At 65.4% G+C, this 18,875-nt stretch carries 17 protein-coding genes and 1 pseudogene; 9 read left to right on the forward strand and 9 right to left on the reverse strand.

Annotated features, from left to right (window positions below):
- Position 1 precedes the first annotated feature (1 nt).
- Complete coding sequence (locus HWX00_RS15970; RefSeq protein ID WP_175028937.1) at positions 2-580, forward strand: hypothetical protein; 579 nt, start codon at positions 2-4, stop codon at positions 578-580.
- Positions 581-663: 83 nt separating this feature from the next.
- Here HWX00_RS15970 and HWX00_RS15975 read toward each other — a convergent pair whose 3' ends face one another.
- Positions 664-1,053: an OsmC family protein gene (locus HWX00_RS15975; protein WP_175028938.1), complete on the reverse strand. Its 390-nt coding sequence runs from the start codon at positions 1,051-1,053 to the stop codon at positions 664-666.
- A gap of 230 nt (positions 1,054-1,283) precedes the next feature.
- Between HWX00_RS15975 and HWX00_RS15980 the strand changes: the two genes are divergently transcribed.
- Positions 1,284-2,015, forward strand: coding sequence for a ribonuclease T2 (locus HWX00_RS15980; RefSeq protein WP_034189320.1), 732 nt, complete (start codon positions 1,284-1,286; stop codon positions 2,013-2,015).
- A 159-nt stretch (positions 2,016-2,174) separates the two neighbouring features.
- Here the strand turns inward: HWX00_RS15980 and HWX00_RS15985 are convergent, their stop codons facing one another.
- The 4 genes from HWX00_RS15985 to HWX00_RS16000 form a co-directional block, all read right to left on the reverse strand.
- A complete protein-coding gene (locus HWX00_RS15985; protein ID WP_175028939.1) occupies positions 2,175-2,804 on the reverse strand; it encodes a cysteine hydrolase family protein in 630 nt (209 codons plus the stop codon).
- 289 nt (positions 2,805-3,093) lie between these two features.
- Positions 3,094-4,110 (reverse strand): carbon-nitrogen hydrolase family protein, encoded by a 1,017-nt coding sequence (locus HWX00_RS15990; RefSeq protein WP_034189322.1) that lies wholly within the window; start codon positions 4,108-4,110, stop codon positions 3,094-3,096.
- Between the two features lie 75 nt (positions 4,111-4,185).
- A complete protein-coding gene (locus HWX00_RS15995; RefSeq protein WP_156444739.1) occupies positions 4,186-4,977 on the reverse strand; it encodes an MBL fold metallo-hydrolase in 792 nt (263 codons plus the stop codon).
- A gap of 81 nt (positions 4,978-5,058) precedes the next feature.
- Positions 5,059-5,931 (reverse strand): alpha/beta fold hydrolase, encoded by an 873-nt coding sequence (locus HWX00_RS16000; RefSeq protein WP_175028940.1) that lies wholly within the window; start codon positions 5,929-5,931, stop codon positions 5,059-5,061.
- A gap of 113 nt (positions 5,932-6,044) precedes the next feature.
- Here HWX00_RS16000 and HWX00_RS16005 point away from each other — a divergent pair, with 113 nt between their 5' ends.
- Both HWX00_RS16005 and HWX00_RS16010 read left to right on the forward strand, forming a co-directional pair.
- Positions 6,045-6,962: a LysR family transcriptional regulator gene (locus HWX00_RS16005; protein WP_034189323.1), complete on the forward strand. Its 918-nt coding sequence runs from the start codon at positions 6,045-6,047 to the stop codon at positions 6,960-6,962.
- Positions 6,963-7,115: 153 nt separating this feature from the next.
- Entirely contained in the window at positions 7,116-7,358 is a 243-nt protein-coding gene (locus HWX00_RS16010; protein ID WP_034189324.1) for a hypothetical protein, read from the forward strand.
- A 328-nt stretch (positions 7,359-7,686) separates the two neighbouring features.
- Here HWX00_RS16010 and HWX00_RS16015 read toward each other — a convergent pair whose 3' ends face one another.
- On the reverse strand, positions 7,687-8,133 hold the full coding sequence (locus HWX00_RS16015; RefSeq protein ID WP_034189325.1) for a type II 3-dehydroquinate dehydratase: 447 nt from the start codon (positions 8,131-8,133) through the stop codon (positions 7,687-7,689).
- A gap of 4 nt (positions 8,134-8,137) precedes the next feature.
- A complete protein-coding gene (locus HWX00_RS16020; protein ID WP_034189326.1) occupies positions 8,138-9,421 on the reverse strand; it encodes an MFS transporter in 1,284 nt (427 codons plus the stop codon).
- Positions 9,422-9,609: 188 nt separating this feature from the next.
- Here HWX00_RS16020 and HWX00_RS16025 point away from each other — a divergent pair, with 188 nt between their 5' ends.
- Positions 9,610-10,395, forward strand: coding sequence for an IclR family transcriptional regulator (locus tag HWX00_RS16025; protein ID WP_124669672.1), 786 nt, complete (start codon positions 9,610-9,612; stop codon positions 10,393-10,395).
- A 200-nt stretch (positions 10,396-10,595) separates the two neighbouring features.
- Here the strand turns inward: HWX00_RS16025 and HWX00_RS16030 are convergent.
- Positions 10,596-11,511: pseudogene (locus tag HWX00_RS16030) on the reverse strand (glutaminase).
- Positions 11,512-11,730: 219 nt separating this feature from the next.
- Here HWX00_RS16030 and HWX00_RS16035 point away from each other — a divergent pair.
- On the forward strand, positions 11,731-12,441 hold the full coding sequence (locus HWX00_RS16035; RefSeq protein WP_175028941.1) for a response regulator: 711 nt from the start codon (positions 11,731-11,733) through the stop codon (positions 12,439-12,441).
- Between the two features lie 64 nt (positions 12,442-12,505).
- The gene (locus HWX00_RS16040) at positions 12,506-13,636 is read left to right on the forward strand and encodes an ATP-binding protein (protein WP_034189329.1); all 1,131 of its coding nucleotides are present in this window, start codon (positions 12,506-12,508) and stop codon (positions 13,634-13,636) included.
- A gap of 18 nt (positions 13,637-13,654) precedes the next feature.
- On the opposite strand, the gene HWX00_RS16045 is transcribed toward HWX00_RS16040, so the two are convergent.
- On the reverse strand, positions 13,655-16,063 hold the full coding sequence (locus HWX00_RS16045; protein ID WP_175868121.1) for a patatin-like phospholipase family protein: 2,409 nt from the start codon (positions 16,061-16,063) through the stop codon (positions 13,655-13,657).
- A 270-nt stretch (positions 16,064-16,333) separates the two neighbouring features.
- Here HWX00_RS16045 and mreB point away from each other — a divergent pair, with 270 nt between their 5' ends.
- Positions 16,334-17,368, forward strand: coding sequence for a rod shape-determining protein (mreB, locus tag HWX00_RS16050; protein WP_034189331.1), 1,035 nt, complete (start codon positions 16,334-16,336; stop codon positions 17,366-17,368).
- A 230-nt stretch (positions 17,369-17,598) separates the two neighbouring features.
- The gene (locus HWX00_RS16055) at positions 17,599-18,258 is read left to right on the forward strand and encodes a YdcF family protein (protein WP_034189332.1); all 660 of its coding nucleotides are present in this window, start codon (positions 17,599-17,601) and stop codon (positions 18,256-18,258) included.
- The last annotated feature ends 617 nt before the right edge of the window (positions 18,259-18,875 follow it).

The following is an 18,875-nucleotide window of genomic DNA, read 5'->3' on the forward strand; positions in this document are numbered from 1 at the left end:
AATGAACGAGACGAGAGCTTTACGCATCCTGATTCCCGCTGCGCTCGTGCTGGCCGGCGCCGGTTTCGCGCAGGCGAGTTCGGACGAAGTGCCGCGCATGAGCAACGACGTGTACCGGACGTCGGTGTCGTTCTGCTCGAACGTCGCGGCCGCCGAGAAGATCGCGTGCCAGGGCGACATGATCGCCGCGGGCAGCCGGATCGTCGCGGCGATCGGCGGCTTGCCGCCGGCGTCCGCCACGGCGATCGACGAAGGCGCGCGCAACAAGCTGCCGCCGGAGGAGCGCAAGGGTCTCGCGCCCGTCGAACCCGGCGCGATCGACAAGGACGACGACTTGGCCGGGCTCGCCGGCATGGTGCGTCTTTGCGACGTGTACGAATCCGAGCCGGCGTCCCGCGCGCGGCATCACGCGGCGCTGCGGCAGAAGGCGCCCGATGCCGCGCCGCGTGTCGAGGCGTTGCTGGCCGACGCGTCGACGGCCGCGCGCCAGCGCGTCAGTATCGGTGTGTGGCAGATTCTCGCGCTCGAGGGCCCCGAAGCGTCCGCCCGCGCGTGCACGCAGCTCGGCACCGGGTCGTGAGCGCCCGGATGCCACAGGTGCGAGCCGTGCCGCCGTCGATGTGCCGGCATCGATAGTGCCGCGTTCGGCGCATGCCGGGACGGTCAACCGCTCGCGATCGTGGCCGGCCTGACCCGTATCGGCTTGCCGGGCGTCCGGGCGACCGGAGAAGTCCGCACCGCGTCGCGCACGAGCGTCTGCTGTGCGGGCGACAGCGGCGCCGCGAAGCGCAGTGCGATATCGAAACCCGTTTCGTGGTCGAGGCGGTCGACGGTCACGTCCGCCGTGCAGGCGGGCAGTGTCACGCCCGCGCGTTGCGCGGCCAGGTCGATCGACATGCAGACGCACGCCGCGAGCGCGCTTTCGAGCAGCTCGTGCGGCCGCATGCCTGCGTCGCCGCCTTGGCCTTCCTTGTGCGTGTCCGCACGCACGACGCTGCGCCCGTTGCCGATCTCGACGCAATAGGGCTTGCCGAACCGTGTGGCGGTTACCATCGCGATGCTCCATAGCAGGGTGAGGGTGGCGACAGGGTACGCGGGTGCCGCCCGTGGCGGAAGGCAACGGGTGGTACCGGTACCGCTTGTAACAGGGTGGGCGGCGACCCGCGAGTTCTTTCGTCCACCTTCACATTCGTGCCACGTTGCGACAGCAACAATCGTGGGCAGACATTCGACAACCTTGCGGCGCATCCCGCGACCGCATGCCTTTTCCGAGGAAACACGCCATGCTCAAGACGCTCGCCCGCGCCGCTGCCGCCCTCGCCGTCGCTTCCGTTTCACTGCACGCCGCCGCGCAGACCAGCTACGACTACCTGTTGCTCGCCGCCTCGTGGGAGCCCGGCTTCTGCGCGTCGCACGATACGCCGGAATGCACGAACCTCGCCGGCTCGTATGCGGCGACGAGCCTGTCGCTGCATGGGCTCTGGCCGAACCGCTATGACGGCAACCAGCCGTTCTACTGCGGCGTGCCGCAGAACGACATCGACCTCGACAACGCGCACCAGTGGTGCAGCATGGACGCCTATCCGATCAGCAGCGCGACCCGCAACACGCTGTCGACGTACATGCCGGGCGTCGCGTCGTGTCTCGACAAGCACGAATGGTTCAAGCACGGCACCTGCTCGAACTCGGCGACGCCCGACGCGTACTGGAACCAGGCGTCGGGCATGATCAGCCGGCTCGGCAACACGTCGTTCAACGCCTTCCTGCAGGCGAACGCGGGCAAGACGGTGACGCGTAACCAGCTGCTGTCGGCGTTCGAGGGCGCGTTCGGCAGCAACACGCGCAGCGCGGTGTCGCTGAAGTGCACGAAGACGAACGGCGTGAGCTACTTCACGGAAGCCTGGATCGCGGTCAAGACGAATGCGGCCGCGCAGTTCCCGAGCGCGGCGTCGCTCGTGACCGACGGCAACACGCAGGGCACGTGCCCGACGTCGGGCGTGTTTATCGCCAGGTAACGGGGCACGGCGCGACGCGGGCGGGATCGCGCATGTCGCCGCCGGTCACGGCGCAGCGCACGCGCAATTTCCGGTCGGCATCGACCTCATTCTGGCGGGGATCGGAACGGCCCGGTGAGCCGGCCTGCGGCGGGCGGTTCCCGGTGAGGCGCCGGTTTGTTACGCGAGCAGGTGCAACGCGTCGGCGAGCGACAGCACCGTCGTGCGCGATTCGAACGCGGTGGCGAACAGATGCTCGTGAACCACCGGGTCCGGGTCGTAGCAGCAGTCCTTGACGGTATAGAGGCGGAAATCCGCGTCGCTCGCATGGGCGATCGACGACAGCATCACGCCGGTCGACGCGATGCCGACCAGGATCAGCGAGTCGATTCCTCGCGCGGCCAGCCGAGCCTGCAGATTCGTGCCGAAGAACACGCTGGCGCGGTGCGCGACGATCAGCGGTTCGTCGGCCTGCCGGCCCAATTCCGGGCAGACGTCGTCGTTGATGAACAGGCCAAGCTGCTTGATGCCCTGGCCGTTCTTGTTGCGCGGGCTGACTTCCGGATAGCCGGGGCGGAAGCGGAGATTCGCGAACCAGACGCCGACGCCGGCAGCCCGCGCCGCGTCGCACAACCGGCGCGTGTTGGCGAGCAGCTCGGGCGCGACCGACGGAAAGAGGCCGAGGATGTCGGTCTGGTAATGCATGACAAGCAGTGCGGTGCGAGACGGCACGATCGCGGGAATCGATGCGGAGGCGTCGGCGTTCGTGCAGGCTGTCGTGACGATTGCTGGTGCGTTGTCCGGATGCATGCGTGATGTTCTCCAGTAACCGCTGGGGGTGTCAGAAAATCGATCGTATCGTGCGAGTCGCCAACCCGTACAACGCCAACGTGCCGGGACTCCGGCAAGATAACCCGGCATGCCGTCCCGGCGCCCATCGTGCGGGCGGACAGCCGTGGTGCCTGCGATGACCGGGTTCGGCCAAGAAGAGACGTAGCGCCGCGAGCCTCAGGTTCCTGTTCCATGGATCACCAGGCGAATTTCCGCCCATGCGAGCAGGGGGCATCGACACTCGCGCGATGATATCGTGTTCGACGCCTCAGTTTTCCTGGCCCGCCACCGTTCCAGTCTCGGAGCTGTCGACCGGTAGCGTGATCGCTTCAACCCGTCTCATACGGGTTCGATTGATCATCAGGCGAGTAACGTCCGGGCGGGAATAATGCCCGGCGGGATCGGCGGCGCTCTTCGAAATGACGATGGCCGCAAGATCGATATCCGCGTACAGAATGCCCTCGCTGTCTTCCGGCAGCTTGGAGACAAGCGCGTTTCCGTCGGGCCCGTAAATGATCGCATGACCGCCGCCCACGTGGTTGAGTCCGTGCTTCTCCGGTGTGTCGCACAGGTCGTCGATCATCGCTTGTGTTACGACAGCGCAGGGTGCCAGTACGAAGCACGATCCCTCGACCGCATAGATTTTGCTCGCAGCATTGTTGACTTCCCACCCGAGTGCGTGAGCAAACGGCTCATAGTTGGAAAAGCTCGGCCATGCCGCAACGTGCACTTGCTCGTTTTGCGCGTACATCGCGTACTTCGACAGCGGCTGCAAATGCTCCCAGCAGCACAACGCGCCCACACGTCCAAGGCCTTCAATCTGATACACGGTCAGATCCGATCCATCGCCTTCGCCGAACACGGCACGCTCCACATGAGTGGGGCGCAGCTTGCGGCGAACGGCGATGGTCTCACCGTCGGCGCCAATGAGCCATTGCCCCATGTAGAGGCTGCCGCCGCTTCGCTCGGAAACGCCGATGACCGCCGTGATGCCGGCCTGCCTGACTGCGGCGCTGAGTCGTAGGGCCTCCGGGCTGTCGTAGCTTAGCGAATTGTCGAAGTATCGTTGAACGAAGCCACGGCTTACCTGCCAAGCATGCGCCCCCATCCAGATATGCCACGGATAGCCAGGCAGCCAGGTCTCCGGGAAGGCGACGAGCTTTGCGCCGTTCGCTGCCGCCTCTCGGATAAGGGCAATGGTCTTGTCGATGCCGGCTTCGAGGTTGAGCCAGATCGGGGCTGCCTGAACAACGGCGACCTTGTATTGCGGATGAGTGAGGGGCATGGTGAATCGCTTGAAGGTTTCGTGGTCCGGGCAACTTCCGATGTTTGCGAAGGGGTGCTCGAGAAGTCGAGAGTCCTAGTCGGCGATTTGCGTGAGCTTGCGCCGGGAACAGCCGCACCCGATCGCCTTCATGCCGTATCTGCGTCCGGGTCCAAGGACTTGCAGTGAGTGAGCATGTCGGCGCACTTCCTTGGCGGTCAGCGGACCGCCGTGCCCCATGTAGAAGCGTTGCATTCCCGCGTCGACCATGCCGATCAGTTCCGCGCTGACAGCTTTCGGGTCGTCCTCGAAGGGAGGGCGCATGGCGTGGGTCTTGCGGATGATTCCCCCGAGCAAGACGCCCGATGCGAGCAAATCGCCGACCAATGCGTCGCCACTGCTCAGTTCAACCGAGACAGAGCCCGCCGTGTGGCCAGGGGTATGCCTGGCCAGACCGTCAATTCCATGGCCGCTCAGATCGAAACTTGCGCTGTCCTGCAGCAGGATGTCGGGCGTGAAGGGCAGGTAGGGCTCACGAGGCACGCCGGAGCTCAAGAAGAGGGGGCCCCACCAATGGGCGACGCAGTATGTCATTTCCTCGCGCCGCTCGTAGTAGTCCAGATCTCCCGCATGGGCAAGGATCGGTGCACCCGTGAGTTCACGCAGTCGGGCAGCTGATCCGGCGTGATCCGTATGAGCATGCGTGACGACAATCAAGGTGACATCGCGAAAACCGCGACCATGTTTTTTCAAGGCACGCTCGATCTTCCCTTGCGACCCCGGCGTGCCGGTGTCGACGAGGACGCAGCCCGTTTCACCGATGATCAGGTGGCAATGGACCATGCCAAACGGCAGGATCGGGACCGTAACGATTGACGGGGTAGTCAAGATGTTTTTCCTTCGGAGCAGTTGACGGCGCCGCGTCGCTGACGAATTCCACGTGCCGCGGGCCATCCGGTAGCGTCACGTTCAGAGTCGAGTCCGGCCATCGAAATCGTCCGCGTTCACCGCAGCGTCAAAAGCAGCTGCGACCTGGTCGGGTGCGCCGCACGCGGTGGCCTTGTCTTCGAGCGCCGCGACGAAATGTGCAATGACCCGCGCCACCTCGGCCGGCGCTTCAAGCGGCGACAGGTGTCCGGTTCCAGGCAGGATGTACATCGCGGCCTGTGGAATTCGGGGCAGCAGTTCGGCCTGCAGCGTGGCGACGCGATCCACCTGGTCCAGCTCTCCGGCAATGACCAGTGTCGGGGCGTCGATCAACGCCACTGCGGCGGTGATGTCTTCGGCCATGGCCACGTTCGGCCATGCCGCCTTCGCTTGCGGCGCGGCCTTCAGACTGTCCTCTATGACTTGCTCGCGGCAGTCGGCGTCCAGCGGCTTCGCGGTCAGCACCTGGTCGATGACGAATTCGACCGATTCGCGCGACAGATAGGCGGCAGCCAAGGTTGCGCGTTGCTCGTCGGAGACAAGCATCGGCGACGGCGGCGACGGTGCAACGAGCACGAGGCCTTCGAGCCCTCGCGGCCGCCGTGATGCGATGAGTTGCGCAACCTTGCCGCCCATCGAGTGACCGACGAGAACATAGCGCGGCAATCCCAGCGATTCGATGACGCCCTCGGCATCGGCAGCAAGATCGGCGATACGGTAGCCGTCTGCGGGTGCTTCGGATTCGCCCCAGCCTCGATGATCGGTGGCAATGATGCGATACCGGTCGGACAACTGGTTTGCCACCCGGTCCCAGGTTCGCGACGAGCCGCCGTAGTAATGCAGGAACACGAGCGCCAAATCCCCGCTGCCGCACTGTTTGATGTGAATCCGCGTGCCGTTCGTGTCGACTTCCATTGGGATGCCCCTTCTTTATGAGTTGTGTCGAGGTTAGATCCCTGTCTTGTATTTGATAATTGCTGCATCAGTAGCGGCAGTCGATAATGGTGTTATCGAATTGAGGAGGCGCAATGGATCGACTGACGAGTCTCGGGGTGTTCGTCGCCGCAGTGGAGGAAGGCAGCTTTGCTGCTGCGGCGCGGCGGTTCGGGCTATCGGCGGCGATGGCCGGCAAGCACGTGAGCGCAATCGAGTCCGAACTGAATGCGCGGTTGCTCCAACGAACCACGCGCCGCCTGAGTTTGACCGATACTGGCCAGGCCTACTATGAGCGATGCAAGCAGATCCTCGAAGCGTTCGACGATGCGAACCGGGAAGCGAGCGATTCGCAAGGTACGGCGCGCGGCGTTTTGCGCGTCGCGGCGCCCGTCACGTTCGGCGCGATGCATTTGGGCGACGTTCTTGCCCGTTATGTAGAGGACCATCCGCAAGTGAACGTGGACGTGCTTCTCGGAGACCGTTATGTCGACCTCATCGATGCGGGCGTTGACGTGGCGATCCGGATCGGGCGGCTGCGGGAGCCGGAACTCGTCACACGCCGGCTTGCGCCGTGTCGAATGGTCGTGTGCGCGTCACCCGCGTACCTCGAGCGGCATGGGATGCCACGCAAGCCTGGCGACTTGCTGCGGGCACCACGCCTCGCCTTCAGCGAGGCCGTGTCGGCCGGTGACTGGACCTTGTTCGATGCGAGAAACCGCGCGTATGTCATCGACGGACCTTGCCGGATCGCCGCCAACAACACGCAAATGCTTCTCGCCGCCGCACTCGCCGGCGCCGGCATCGCGTACGGTCCAACCTTCGTATTCGGCGAGCACCTGCGTCGGGGCGAACTTGTGCCGTTGCTGCCGGCCTACCGTGCCACTGAGTTGGCGATCCAGGCCGTTTATCCGAGCGCGCGACGCATACCGCTTAAAGTGCGCCGCTTTGTCGATTACCTCACGGAAGCGTTTGGTGATGACCCCCCTTGGGATCGAATGGCGAAGCTCTGAAAGAGCGGCGGATGGTCACGCGTTACCGGCGTGACTGTGTGCTCCCGGGAAGCCGTCCCTGTAGTTTCGTCTGCGCCGGGCTGTTCAGGGTCGGCCACGGCCGACAGCCCCGAAGTAAAGTATGCGTCTCCGCTACGCCGGGACGACCGCGACATGCTTGCGATCTATCACGCGACGTTCGTTATACGGCGCTTGTCGGTCGCGTTCACGCACATTTTTGAGCGTGCGGAACTGTTGGACGCCGATCGGGCCACGATCGAGGAGATGCTCGCGCTGTATCGTGCCCGGCTCGACGCCGGCTTCTCTACGATCGAGCGCCATGGCGTTTTGTCCGACGTCGCGCGGGATTTGATCCACGAGGGGCAGGATTACGCGAAATCGCTGGCAGCTTGCTGACTGTTGCTTCGTCGGCCAATTCCGGGACTCGGAATTCCGGTGATTCTGATGCCGTTTAAGGGAATCGGCCGGGAAAGGCGTTTGTGCTCTGCGAGCGTAAACGCCTAATTCGGTGTATTGATCGATCGCTTCAAAAGAACCAGCAGCCTGCGGATTCGCCGGGGCTCTTCGCTATTGCAACGGATTGGACGACTGGGCAAGCCGTCAGACCCGGTTCGGCCGCTCGTCCGAGCCATGAAGCCCTCTCCCGAACGGCTGTTCCAACCTGAAACTCGCCAGATGTTCAGCGCGCACATCTTGCCGAAAGCGCTCCGAGCGGGCATCAGGGTCAACTTTGATTGCTCCAAAGATCGTCCACCGCACGGATCGACAGCAAGTAGCCGTTCGCGCCAGCCCCGCAGATGACGGCGGTAGCGGCCACCGAGATTGTCGAATGACGGTATTCCTCGGAGCGCCGGTGAATGTTCGTGATATGCACTTCCACCACCGGCCGGCGAACCAGCTTGACGGCATCGAGCACCGGAATGCGCCCGAACGAGAAACCGGCCGGGTTGATGATGAGCGCGGCGTCCTGCAGGAAGGTTTCCTGAATCCAGTCGATCAACTGACTCTCGCTGTTGGTCTGGCGGAACACGCAATCGAACTTGAGATCCGCGGCCAGCGCGAGGCAGTTCCGTTCGATGTCCTTGAGCGTCGTATGGCCGTAGAGGTGCGGCTCGCGCGCGCCGAGCATGTTCAGGTTGGAGCCGTTGAGGATGTAGAGTTTGCGAGTCATGGCGTCAGTGGGTAGCGCTACGTTCGAGGGCCGTGTCTTTGGTTTCCCGCGACGTCGCGATCATGAGGAAGGAAAGCAGGTTCAGCGAGCCGCAGACCGCGACGATGGCCCACGGCGAACCATGAAAGGCGTTGAGCAGCGCCACGGCGACGATCGGCATCGGCCCGCCGGTGAGCAGGTTGGCGCCCGAGTAGGACAGCGCGGAGCCGGTATAGCGCGCTTCCGTCGGGAAGGATTCGGCGAACCACACCGGCTGGATGCCGCTCTGGAACTGCGTGAAGCCGAGGAAGGCGCCCATCACGGCCATCGTCGTCGCGACCGAGTGCTGATTGAGGATCGGGAAGTAGATCAGGCAGCAGACCAGCGTGCAGAACGAGCCGATCAGCAGCGCGCCTTTACGTCCGATCCTGTCGCTCAGGTAGCCGCCCGCCAGCGCGCCCGCGATGGCGCAGACGTTCGCCACCATCAGCAGCATGAAGCCAGTCTGCTTGGGCACGCCGAGGTTCTTCGTGAGATAGCTGAGCGAGAAGACCACGATCAGGTAGAAGAGCGCCGCCGGACCGCAGAAGAACAGCGTCAGACGCAGCGCGGTGCGCCAGTGAAACCTGAAGACGATGCCGAGCGGATTGGCGGCGCGTGCGCCTTCGCCCTTTTTCCTGAGCGCCTCGAATGCCGGCGTCTCGCTGACCTTCATGCGGATATAGATGCCCAGCAGCACGAGCACGAAGCTCGCGAGGAACGGAATTCTCCATCCGTACGATTCGAAGTCCTGGGCCGAAAGCAGGCCGGACAGCGCGAAGAGGGCGAAGTTGGCGAGGATCTGGCTGAGCGGCGAGCAGATGCCGAGCAGGCCCGAGTACAGCCCGCGCTTTTTCGCGGATGCGTGTTCGACCGCCATCAGTTGCGCGCCCGTCGATTCGCCGCCGAGCGCGAACCCCTGAATGATGCGCAGCGAAACCAGCAAGGTTGGCGCAAGAATGCCGACTTGCTGATACGTGGGCAGCAGGCCCATCAGGAACGACGACGCGCCCATCACCGAAACCGTGACCAGCATCAGGTTGCGCCGCCCCCAGCGGTCGCCGAGCATGCCGCAGATCACCGCGCCGAGCGGACGGGCGGCGAGTCCCGCCCAGAAGCTCGCCAGCGATGCGAGCAGCGACGCGGTCGGATCGAGCGACGGGAAGAACAGCTTCGGAAAGATCGTGGCCGCGACCACACCGTACAACGCGAAGTCGAACCATTCCAGCGCCGTGCCGACGGTGGCGCCCGCCACCGCGCGACGGGCCATCAAGTGAGCCTGTGGGGACCCTTCGCCTGCGGCGATGTTCGGGTCAGCGATATCTGACATGGTGTCTCCTGGATTATCGGTATGGTGTAACCGCGTTTCTCGCGACCAACAGGTGCTATTGTTTGCGCTGCGGAAGCGGTGCGTTCCGCACCGGAACTACATTTCATATCGCGGAATGTCGACGAACGATGTCGCTCAAGAACGGCCTGAGAGTGCTCGATTTCCTCGCGTCGCAAGGCGAGGGCGCGGGGCTTGTCGAGATCGCGGATGCGCTGGGAATGCCGCGCAGTTCGTGCCATCGCGTTCTCGCGGAACTGGTCGACAGTGGTTACGTGCGGCAATTGGCCGATCACAGCCGCTACATCCTGACCATGCGCATGACGTCGAACGGCCTGGAGTTCCTGAGCCTGACCGGCATCGCGGATATTGCCCAGCCGATCATCGAACGCGTCGCCGCGCGCACCGGCGAACTGGCGCGCCTGTCGCTGGTGGACGGTGAGACGATCATCTGGGTGGGAAAAGCGGATGGCCAGCGTACCGGTTTTCGTTACGATCCCGACATGGGGCAGGCGGCACGGCTCTCATGTACATCGACCGGACACGCATGGCTCATGACGATGTCCGACGAACAGGCGGCTGCGCTCGTCCTGAAGCAGGGCTTTGGTGAGCCGAACGAGTTCGGCCCCAACGCGCCGACCACGCTCAAGGCGCTGCTCGGTTTCCTGCACGCCGCGCGCGTGCGCGGCTACGCGATGATCGATGAGGTCTTTGCGCCGGGAATGGCGGCGGTCGCGACACCCGTGGTCAGCGGCTCGCGTTGCGTCGGCGTCATCAGCCTGGCCGGTCCGCGCAAGCGGCTGACGGCGGAAAAGATTCACGTGTATTCGGAATTGCTGCGCGAGGCCGCCAATGAACTCGCCCAGTTGAGCAACATGGCCGGCTTTCCAGGCCGGCCCCCTCTGGGCAAGGGGTGATCCGGAGCGTGCCCGGCGCTCTGCGCCGGCCCACACCATGCGCTTCGAATCGGCTTCTCCGATACATCGGCGTGGATGGCCGGCGCGCGCTGTTCGCAAGCAGCGAATGCCCGACTTCGCGACCGGCTGAAGCGGGGCGATCGCGGCCGATACTCATCTGCCGCCGTTGCGCCGGGTGACGCACGCCTGACTCCGCCCCCTCAAAAAATCGACCTTCCCGTATAAGTCGTCAGCCACTCCAGCGCCAGCGTCCCTGCCAGCGAGTTCCCGTTCGCATCCAGCCCCGGCGCCCACACGCACACGGCCATTTCACCCGGCAGCACCGCGACGATCCCCCCCGCCGACACCACTCTTCGCCGGCAACCCGACCCGATACACGAAATCGCCGGCCGCGTCGTAAGTGCCGCAGGTCAGCATCAACGCCGACAGCCGTTTCGCGGAACTCGGATCGACGATCCGCTCGCCCGTCACCGGCGCGACGCCGCCGTTCGCAAGGAACAGCGCGGCGCTGGCAAGCTCGACGCAGTTCATCGTGATCGCGCACTGGCGGCAATACGCGTCGATCACCGTATCGGGCGGCATCTGCATGTTGCCGAAGCTCGCCATGAAATGCGCCATCGCGCGGTTGCGCTCCGCGTGCTGCAACTCCGACAGCGCGACGCGCGAATCGTAGTTGATGTCGTTCGCGCCGATCGTCCGCCGCACGAATTCGACCAGCGCCGTTTCGGCCTTGACGAAGCGGCGGCACAGCACGTCGGTGACGACCAGCGCCCCCGCGTTGATGAACGGATTGCGCGGCTTGCCGCGCTCGCTTTCGAGCTGCACCAGCGAATTGAACGCGTTGCCGGACGGCTCGCGGCCGACCCGTTCCCACAGTTCGTCGCCGAGCAACTGGAACGCGAGCGTGCACGCGAACAGCTTCGAAATGCTCTGGATCGAGAAACGCTCGTGCGCGTCGCCGACCGTGTAAACGTTTCCGTCGAGTGTCACGACAGCCATCCCGAACTTGTCGGCAGGCACTTTCGCGAGTTCGGGAATGTAGTCGGCAACCCGTCCCTGGCCAATCCAGGGGGCGAGTTCGGTATGGATGCGTTCGAGGATCGGCTGGTAATTCATCAAGTCAGGCGGGTAGAGGCATGTCCCGGATTCCGGCGAGCCCGTATGGAACCGTCCCGGCGCCGATTCGTCAAGCGCAACCGACATCGCGCCCTTATTTTCAAGACCGCCAAACGGGCGAGCGGCGGTCGCAGTATCATGCGGTACGTTTCGGCCGATGGCCGGCGTCCGGCACCGGCCGGCGCCGCCGCGGCTTCCCTGATGATCCGACCGCTGCCCATGTCTTTTCGTATCCTGCTCGTCGAAGACGACACCCGCCTGTCCACGCTGATCGCCGGCTACCTGCGCAAGAACGACTACGAGGTCGACACTGTGCTGCATGGCGACGCCGCGGTGCCGGCGATCCTGTCCATTCGTCCCGATCTCGTCATCCTCGACGTGAACCTGCCGGGCAAGGACGGCTTCGAAATCTGCCGCGAGGCGCGCAAGCAATACGACGGCGTGATCATCATGGTGACGGCGCGCGACGAGCCGTTCGACGAACTGCTCGGCCTCGAATTCGGCGCGGACGACTACGTGCACAAGCCCGTCGAGCCGCGCATCCTGCTTGCGCGGATCAAGGCCCAGTTGCGCCGCGCACCCGTGCGCGCGGTCGAAGGCACCGCGCCGCAGCCGGAGCGTTACGCGTTCGGCAAGTTCTCGATCGACCGTACCGACCGCACCGTCGTGCTGCCCGACGGCAGCACGCCCGACCTGACGTCGGCCGAGTTCGACCTGCTGTGGGCGCTGGTGTGCCATGCGGGCGAAGTCGTCAGCCGCGACGACCTGATGCTGCAGCTGCGCGGCGTCGAATTCGACGGCCTCGACCGCACGATCGACGGGCGCATCTCGAAGCTGCGCCGCAAGCTGCGCGACGACGCGAGCAACCCGCAGCGGATCAAGACGATCCGCAGCAAGGGTTATCAATTCAGCAAGCACGCGTGGGAATGACGCCGCCAGCGCGCGACGCCGTCACGTTCCGCGCGGGCATTGCGCCCGCAGGCCGGGAGCCGCGATGATCCGACGAACCCGTTCGCACCCCGATGCACCGCCGCTGCCGACGCTGCGCTACGTCAAATGGCGCTGGCTGCATTTCCGCCGCGCGTGGACCGACACGCGCGCCGACCGCATTCCGAGCTGGTCGCGCCTCTACGTGCGCACCTATCTGCATCTGCTCGGCCTCGTCCTGCTGACCGCGCTCGTGCCGGCGCTCGCGCTGTGCGTCGAATTGTCGCCGCAGGTCGTGTGGCATGCGTTCGACGCGCTGCCCGGCGACATCTATATCGTGCTCGCGTTCGTGTTCGCGGCGCCCGCCCTGGCGGCGTACCGGTGGATGCGGCCGGTGTGGTCGGATCTCGTGATGGTGCGCGAACGCGCGATCGACTTCACGGGCGGGCGGTTCAACACGCGCGCGCGCGAATCGCACAGCGTGATCATCGGCCCGCTCGCCCGCACGCTGAATGCGCTCGCGATGCGCATGGAGCGCCTGATCGCCGCGCAGCGCGATCTGACGAACGGCATTTCGCACGAGCTGCGCACGCCGCTCGCGCGCGTGCGTTTCGCGCTCGAAATGCTGCGCGAACCGGCTTCGGCGGCGGAATACCAGGGCGCGCTCGAGAGCATCGCGCAGGACGTGACCGAGCTCGAGGAATTGATCGACATGAGCCTGACGTTCGCGCGGCTCGAATACAGTTCGCTGCAGTCGAACCTCGAGATGACCGCGCCGGTCGCGTGGTTCGAACACCAGATCCACGACGCGCAACTGCTGTATCCGGAGCGCGCGATCGAGGCGCGCATCGCGATCGCGTCGGATCTGCGCGTGAAGATGGACCGGCGGCTGATGTCGTACGCGATGCGCAACCTGCTGCGCAACGCGAGCAAGTACGCGAAATCGCATATCGTCGTCGGCCTCTCGCTCGTGCACGGCAACATCGGGATCTTCGTCGAGGACGACGGCCCCGGCGTGCCGGAGAGCGAGCGCGAACGGATCTTCGACGCGTTCGTGCGCCTCGATCGCCGCACGGGCGGCTACGGGCTCGGCCTGTCGATCACGCGGCAGGTGCTCCACGCACACAACGGCCGGATCGCGGTCGTCGATCCGGTCGAGCTCGGCGGCGCGCGCTTCGAGATCAGCTGGCCGGTCTAGCGATACGCCGCCGCGCGCTCAGTATGTGCGGCCGAGCTGCAGGTAGAAGTTGCGGCGGCCGCCGGGGGCGAGCGCCACGCCGATATAGACGGGCCCGAACGCGGTCGACAGGCTCGTGAAGAACGTATAGCTCTGCTTGAGCGCACCACCGCCGATCTGCTGGCCGCTCGACCAGACGTTGCCGACTTCCGCGCTGGCGCCGACCGACAGCGCCTTGATCGGCGACGCGTTGAACGTCATCAACTGGTTCATGTAGGTGATCTGACCGTACGCGAGCTCGTTGCCGTTCAGCTGGTCGGCCGCATACGCGGACAGGTGCTGGAAGCCGCCGAGCGTGAAGTTGAACGCGTTGATCAGGTTGGTGCCGCCGATGCTCTTGCCGCCCTCGATCGTCGCGCTGACGCTGTGCCGCCCGAACTGCTGCGCGATCATCGCCTTGCCGTAGATCTCGGTGTACGGCGCGTTGTTGATCCCGTCGTCGAATGCCGATGCCGAGCGGCCGTTGCGCGACACCAGCGAGCGTTCGACGCGCAGTTCGCCGAAGTAGCCCTTGCGGGGGAACATCGGATCGTCGAGCTGATCGATGACGAACCGCGCGCGCGCGGTCAGCGCCTGGGACGTGAAGCTCGGCCACAGCAGGTTCTGGCCGCTGCCGTCGTCGAACGGCAGGTTGTAGGTCGGCGAGCCGTGCCCGGTCACGTAACCGATGCCGATCCGGAAATCGCCGAGCCGCGCGATCGGCAGGCCGAAATCGATCCCGGCGCGCGCCGTCTGCATCAGGTACTGCGTGATCTTCACGTCGCCGGTGTCGTCGTACAGGTTCGCGTAGCGGCGCTGATACTCCGCGTACGGCGACAGGTAGACGCCGTACGCCATCGACAGCGGCTGGCGGAATTCGACGCGCGCCGACTGCAGGTCGCTGCCGATCGTCGTATCGGCGCGGAATTCCAGCCCCGATTCGGTGAGCCACGGCCGCCGGTAGCCGACGTGCAGGCGGAAGCCGCCCTCGTCGGTCGAACTGCTCGACATGCCGAGCCCGAACAGCAGGAAATTCGGCCCCCAGTACTTCTCGCGCGCGTTGATCTCGAGCACGTTGTCGTCGCCGTGGCTCACGATCTGCTGCGTGACGCTCTCGAAATTGCCGCCCGTCGTGAGGCCGAGCAGGTCCTGGCTGACGGTCTGCGGATCGTAGGTGTCGCCGGGCTTCACGTGCAGCGCGTTGCTGACGACCCGCTTCGGCACGCCGCCGCTGGTCTGGATGTCGATGCGCGTGATCCGGATCGGCGGCGGCAGCGGCTGTGCGTGCGCGGACCGGTAGGCGGCGTACTGCTCCGGCGTGAGCGCGAAACGCCGCAGTTTCGGCAGCGCGGCGGTCGCGGCGGCGGCGCCGGCGGCGATCGCCTGCTTCGCGTTCTGGAAATCGGTAAACGCGAGCCCGCCGAGATCGGGCGTGAGCAGCACGTCGTGCGTGTCGAGCTGCTTGCGCTGCGCGGTCACGTTCTGGCGGATCAGGATGCCCACCATCTGCTGCATCACGTCGGCGGGCGACGCAAGCGCGTCGAGCGGGCGCAGTTGCGAGCCGATGTCGACGGCGATCACGACGTTCGCACCCATCTGCCGCGCGGTGTCGACGGGCAGGTTGCTGACGAGCCCGCCGTCCACGAGCGCGCGCCCGTTGATCTCGGCCGGTGCGAACAGACCCGGCATCGCCATGCTCGCGCGGATCGCGAGCGGCAGCGAGCCGTGGTCGAGCACGACCATCTGGCCCGTCTGCAGGTCGGTGGCGACCGCGCGGTACGGGATCGGCAGGCGGTCGAACGGCTGGTTGGTCGGCACGGCGGCCGTCCAGTTCGCGAGCAGCGCCTGCAGCCGGTTGCCCTGCACGAGGCCGACCGGCGCCTTCACGCCTTTCTTGCCGAAGCCGAGCGTCAGCCCGTTGATGTACAGCCGTTCGTCTTCCCGGCTGGTTTGCGGCAGGTCCGCGCGGTCCGTCACGTCGAACGCGATGTCCGCGAGGTTGACCTCCGACAGCCGCTTCTGCATCTCGCCGGCCGCCATCCCGCTCGCATACAGGCCGCCGACCACGGCGCCCATGCTGGTGCCCGCGATGCAGTCGATCGGGATCCGGTTGTCTTCCAGCACCTTGAGCACGCCGAGGTGCGCGTAGCCGCGCGCGCCGCCGCCGGACAGCACGAGGCCGACCGACGGGCGGCCGTCCGGGCCGCCGTCGGCCGTGCAGGCGTTCGCGGGCGTGGCGGGCGCGGCGGGCAGCGCCGCCGGTGCGCCCGCGGCAGCGGTAACGGTCGGGGCGGCGGCGGGTTCGGTGGCCGGCAGCGGCTGCGCGGCGACCGTGCAGCACCAGAAGGCGACGAGCGTCGTGCAGAGCGGGCGCACCCGCGCCCAGCGGGAGGAAACGGTCGCTGTCATGGTGGAAATACCTGGCGTGATCGGGCGTCTGAGGCCTGCCGGGAGCAGGCAAGACCGAGAGATTACCGTGTTTTACAGGCGCAACGCGAGCGGCCGTTTCGGAGTCCGATGCCCGCGAAGTGTCATTTTCGGCAAATTCGCCGCGAAAAAATCATCGGAATTGCCTAAAGTATCGGAACGATTTGCCGCTAAGCTCGTGATGGGGCGGCACGCACGCGCCGCGACAATGCGGCGCGGCTGTCCCGGCCCGTTCGCTCACAAAGGTTTGATATGTCGACACCGCTGTTCGGAAAGTTGTTTGCGCAACCCGTTGCGATCGACCCTGGAACGGCGAGTACGCGGATTTATACGCACGAGCGCGGCGTGGTGCTGAACCAGCCGTCGGTCGTCTGCTTCCGCAAGGGCGGCGCGACCGACGCGCGGCCGACGCTTGAGGCCGTCGGCGAACTCGCGAAGGCGCTGCTCGGCCGCGAACCGGGGCATCTCGAAGCCGTGCGGCCGATGCGCCATGGCGTGATCGCCGACGCGCACGCGGCCGAACAGATGATCCGCAGCTTCATCGACATGTCGCGCACCCGGTCGCGCTTCGGCCGCCGTGTCGAGGTCACGCTGTGCGTGCCGTCCGACGCGACGGCCGTCGAGCGCCGCGCGATCCGCGAAGCCGCGTTCGCGGCCGGCGTATCGGACGTCGAACTGATCGAGGAGTCGCTCGCGGCCGGGCTCGGCGCCGGCCTGCCGGTCACCGAGCCGGTCGGCTCGATGGTCATCGACATCGGCGGCGGGACGACCGAAGTCGCGGTGATCGCGCTCGGCGGCATCGTCTACCGCGAGGCGATCCGCGTGGGCGGCAGCCAGTTCGACGCGGCGATCGTCAATCATGTCCGTAACCTGTATGGCGTGCTGCTCGGCGAGCAGACGGCCGAGCACGTGAAGAAGACGATCGGCTCGGCCACCAGCGCGGTGCCGCGCACGTCGACGCGCGCGGTCGGGCGCGGCATCGGCGACGGCTTGCCGCGCTCGGTCGAACTGTCCAACCATGACGTCGCGGACGCGCTGGCCGCGCCGCTCAAGCAGGTGATCGGCGCGGTGAAGTCGGTGCTGGAAAACGCGCCGGCCGAACTCGTGACCGACATTGCCCATCGCGGCGTGGTGCTGACGGGCGGCGGCGCGTTGCTCGCCGACCTCGAACGCCTGCTGTACGACGAGACGGGGCTGGTCGCGCGGATTGCCGACGAACCGGCCACCTGCGCGGTGCGCGGCGCCGGCGAGGCGATGGGGCGGCTGTCGATGTGTCCGGTCGATTGAGCCGGGCCAGGGGCGCCCGGTCATCGTTGCGCGGTGCGGACCGTCACATTCTTTCGATCTCCCTGTTGCCGGCGCGTATCGCCGGTCATCGTGTCGACCGGCCGCTGATCGTCCGGCATCGGTTCGCCGTGCGGCCATGCGCGAGCGTGTCGTGCCGGCGCGTTGCGCCCATCCAGGGCCGGGCCGTCCGAAACGGCCGATACACCTGACGACCCGAGAGACCGACCACCTTGAAATATCGAACCAGACGGAGCCTTGCGGCCCGAGCGGGCCGCCTGCTGGCCGTGTTTGCGTGCCTCTGGGGCGCGGCGGCCATTGCGATCGTCGCGTACGGGATGCGCATGCCGGGCGAACCGGCCGATGTCGCCGTGATCTTCGGCAACGCACTCGACGAGACGGGCGCGCCGAAGCCCGTGCTCGCGGCCCGGCTCGATGTCGGCGTGCGCTGTTACCGCGCGGGGCAGTGCCCGGCGTTCCTGGTCAGCGGCGCGATCGACGGTCCCGGGCTGAACGAGGCGACGGCCATGCGCGACTATCTCGTCGCGCGCGGCGTGCCGGCCGACCGGATCGCCGTCGACGACCAGGGCGACAACACGCTCGCGACCGCGCAACACACGCTCGCTTACATGCAGGCGCACCACGTGTCGCGCGTGCTGATCGTCAGCCAGTACTATCACCTCGCGCGGGCGAGGCTCGCGTTCGAGCGCGTCGGCATCGCGCGCGCGAACATCTCCGCCGCGTATCCGCATCGCTTCCAGTGGCGCGATGTCTATTCGAGCTGGCGCGAGGTGCCGGCTTACGCGATGTATGCGGTGCGGCTGTGGGCGAATCCCGACGCGCAGCCGCGGTCGTTCCGGCCGATGCTTTATCTGATGAGCCTGTTTTCGTAACGCGCGCGCCGCGGGGCGAACGCTTCGGGTGCACGCGGTTCCGTTTTTTCTTCCGGTTTTCCTGTCCTTTTCTCTCCCCCCGGCACGGGATGTATTCGCCGCGTGGCAAGCGATAACGATTCGCATTGCAGTTTGAACGCAGGGGCGAAAATCGAAGCAATTTGGCCGGTTGCCTGAAAATCAGGGGTTTATTTGATTGTTAAGTAAGCGCTGATTTTCAGTTCTACAATTTCGATAATTAAAATACTGCGCTGCGGAATTCATATACCTTGAATCGAAGTTGCGCATCAGCGTTTTCACTGATGCGGTGATTCCGTTATTTTTGCGAAAAATCAAATCGGAAAGACGAAAAACATGCGTAACGTCGTCGCCGGACATCTTGCGGTGGGTAAAAAATACAGGCTCGCTATCCCTTGATCTGATGAGTAAACATCGACTGGAAAACGGTTTGAGTTTGATATAGCCTTGTCTGACAAAAGCAGGGTAGTAATCAAATAAACCAGAAAGTCGCTGCAGAAAAACAGGGGCCGCCATCATGTCATTCGACTAGTCTTGCGTCTGCAATCCCGAATCCGGGCTGATTGAAAATCAGCCATGAATAAACTGGCGTCACATCG

Origin of the sequence: Burkholderia seminalis DSM 23518, assembly GCF_902832885.1 — a bacterium.
GTDB classification, from domain to species: Bacteria; Pseudomonadota; Gammaproteobacteria; order Burkholderiales; family Burkholderiaceae; genus Burkholderia; species Burkholderia seminalis.

Excerpts from the sequence above, each read along its gene's own strand:
- HWX00_RS15970 (WP_175028937.1), top strand. The coding sequence starts at position 2 with ATGAACGAGACGAGAGCTTTACGCATCCTGATTCCCGCTGCGCTCGTG.
- HWX00_RS16045 (WP_175868121.1), bottom strand. The coding sequence starts at position 16,063 with ATGACAGCGACCGTTTCCTCCCGCTGGGCGCGGGTGCGCCCGCTCTGC.
- HWX00_RS16010 (WP_034189324.1), top strand. The coding sequence starts at position 7,116 with ATGCTTGCGATCTATCACGCGACGTTCGTTATACGGCGCTTGTCGGTC.
- HWX00_RS16005 (WP_034189323.1), top strand. The coding sequence starts at position 6,045 with ATGGATCGACTGACGAGTCTCGGGGTGTTCGTCGCCGCAGTGGAGGAA.
- HWX00_RS16015 (WP_034189325.1), bottom strand. The coding sequence starts at position 8,133 with ATGACTCGCAAACTCTACATCCTCAACGGCTCCAACCTGAACATGCTC.
- mreB (WP_034189331.1), top strand. The coding sequence starts at position 16,334 with ATGTCGACACCGCTGTTCGGAAAGTTGTTTGCGCAACCCGTTGCGATC.
- HWX00_RS16000 (WP_175028940.1), bottom strand. The coding sequence starts at position 5,931 with ATGGAAGTCGACACGAACGGCACGCGGATTCACATCAAACAGTGCGGC.
- HWX00_RS16040 (WP_034189329.1), top strand. The coding sequence starts at position 12,506 with ATGATCCGACGAACCCGTTCGCACCCCGATGCACCGCCGCTGCCGACG.
- HWX00_RS15975 (WP_175028938.1), bottom strand. The coding sequence starts at position 1,053 with ATGGTAACCGCCACACGGTTCGGCAAGCCCTATTGCGTCGAGATCGGC.
- HWX00_RS16025 (WP_124669672.1), top strand. The coding sequence starts at position 9,610 with ATGTCGCTCAAGAACGGCCTGAGAGTGCTCGATTTCCTCGCGTCGCAA.
- HWX00_RS15985 (WP_175028939.1), bottom strand. The coding sequence starts at position 2,804 with ATGCATCCGGACAACGCACCAGCAATCGTCACGACAGCCTGCACGAAC.
- HWX00_RS15980 (WP_034189320.1), top strand. The coding sequence starts at position 1,284 with ATGCTCAAGACGCTCGCCCGCGCCGCTGCCGCCCTCGCCGTCGCTTCC.
- HWX00_RS15990 (WP_034189322.1), bottom strand. The coding sequence starts at position 4,110 with ATGCCCCTCACTCATCCGCAATACAAGGTCGCCGTTGTTCAGGCAGCC.
- HWX00_RS16020 (WP_034189326.1), bottom strand. The coding sequence starts at position 9,421 with ATGGCCCGTCGCGCGGTGGCGGGCGCCACCGTCGGCACGGCGCTGGAA.
- HWX00_RS16035 (WP_175028941.1), top strand. The coding sequence starts at position 11,731 with ATGTCTTTTCGTATCCTGCTCGTCGAAGACGACACCCGCCTGTCCACG.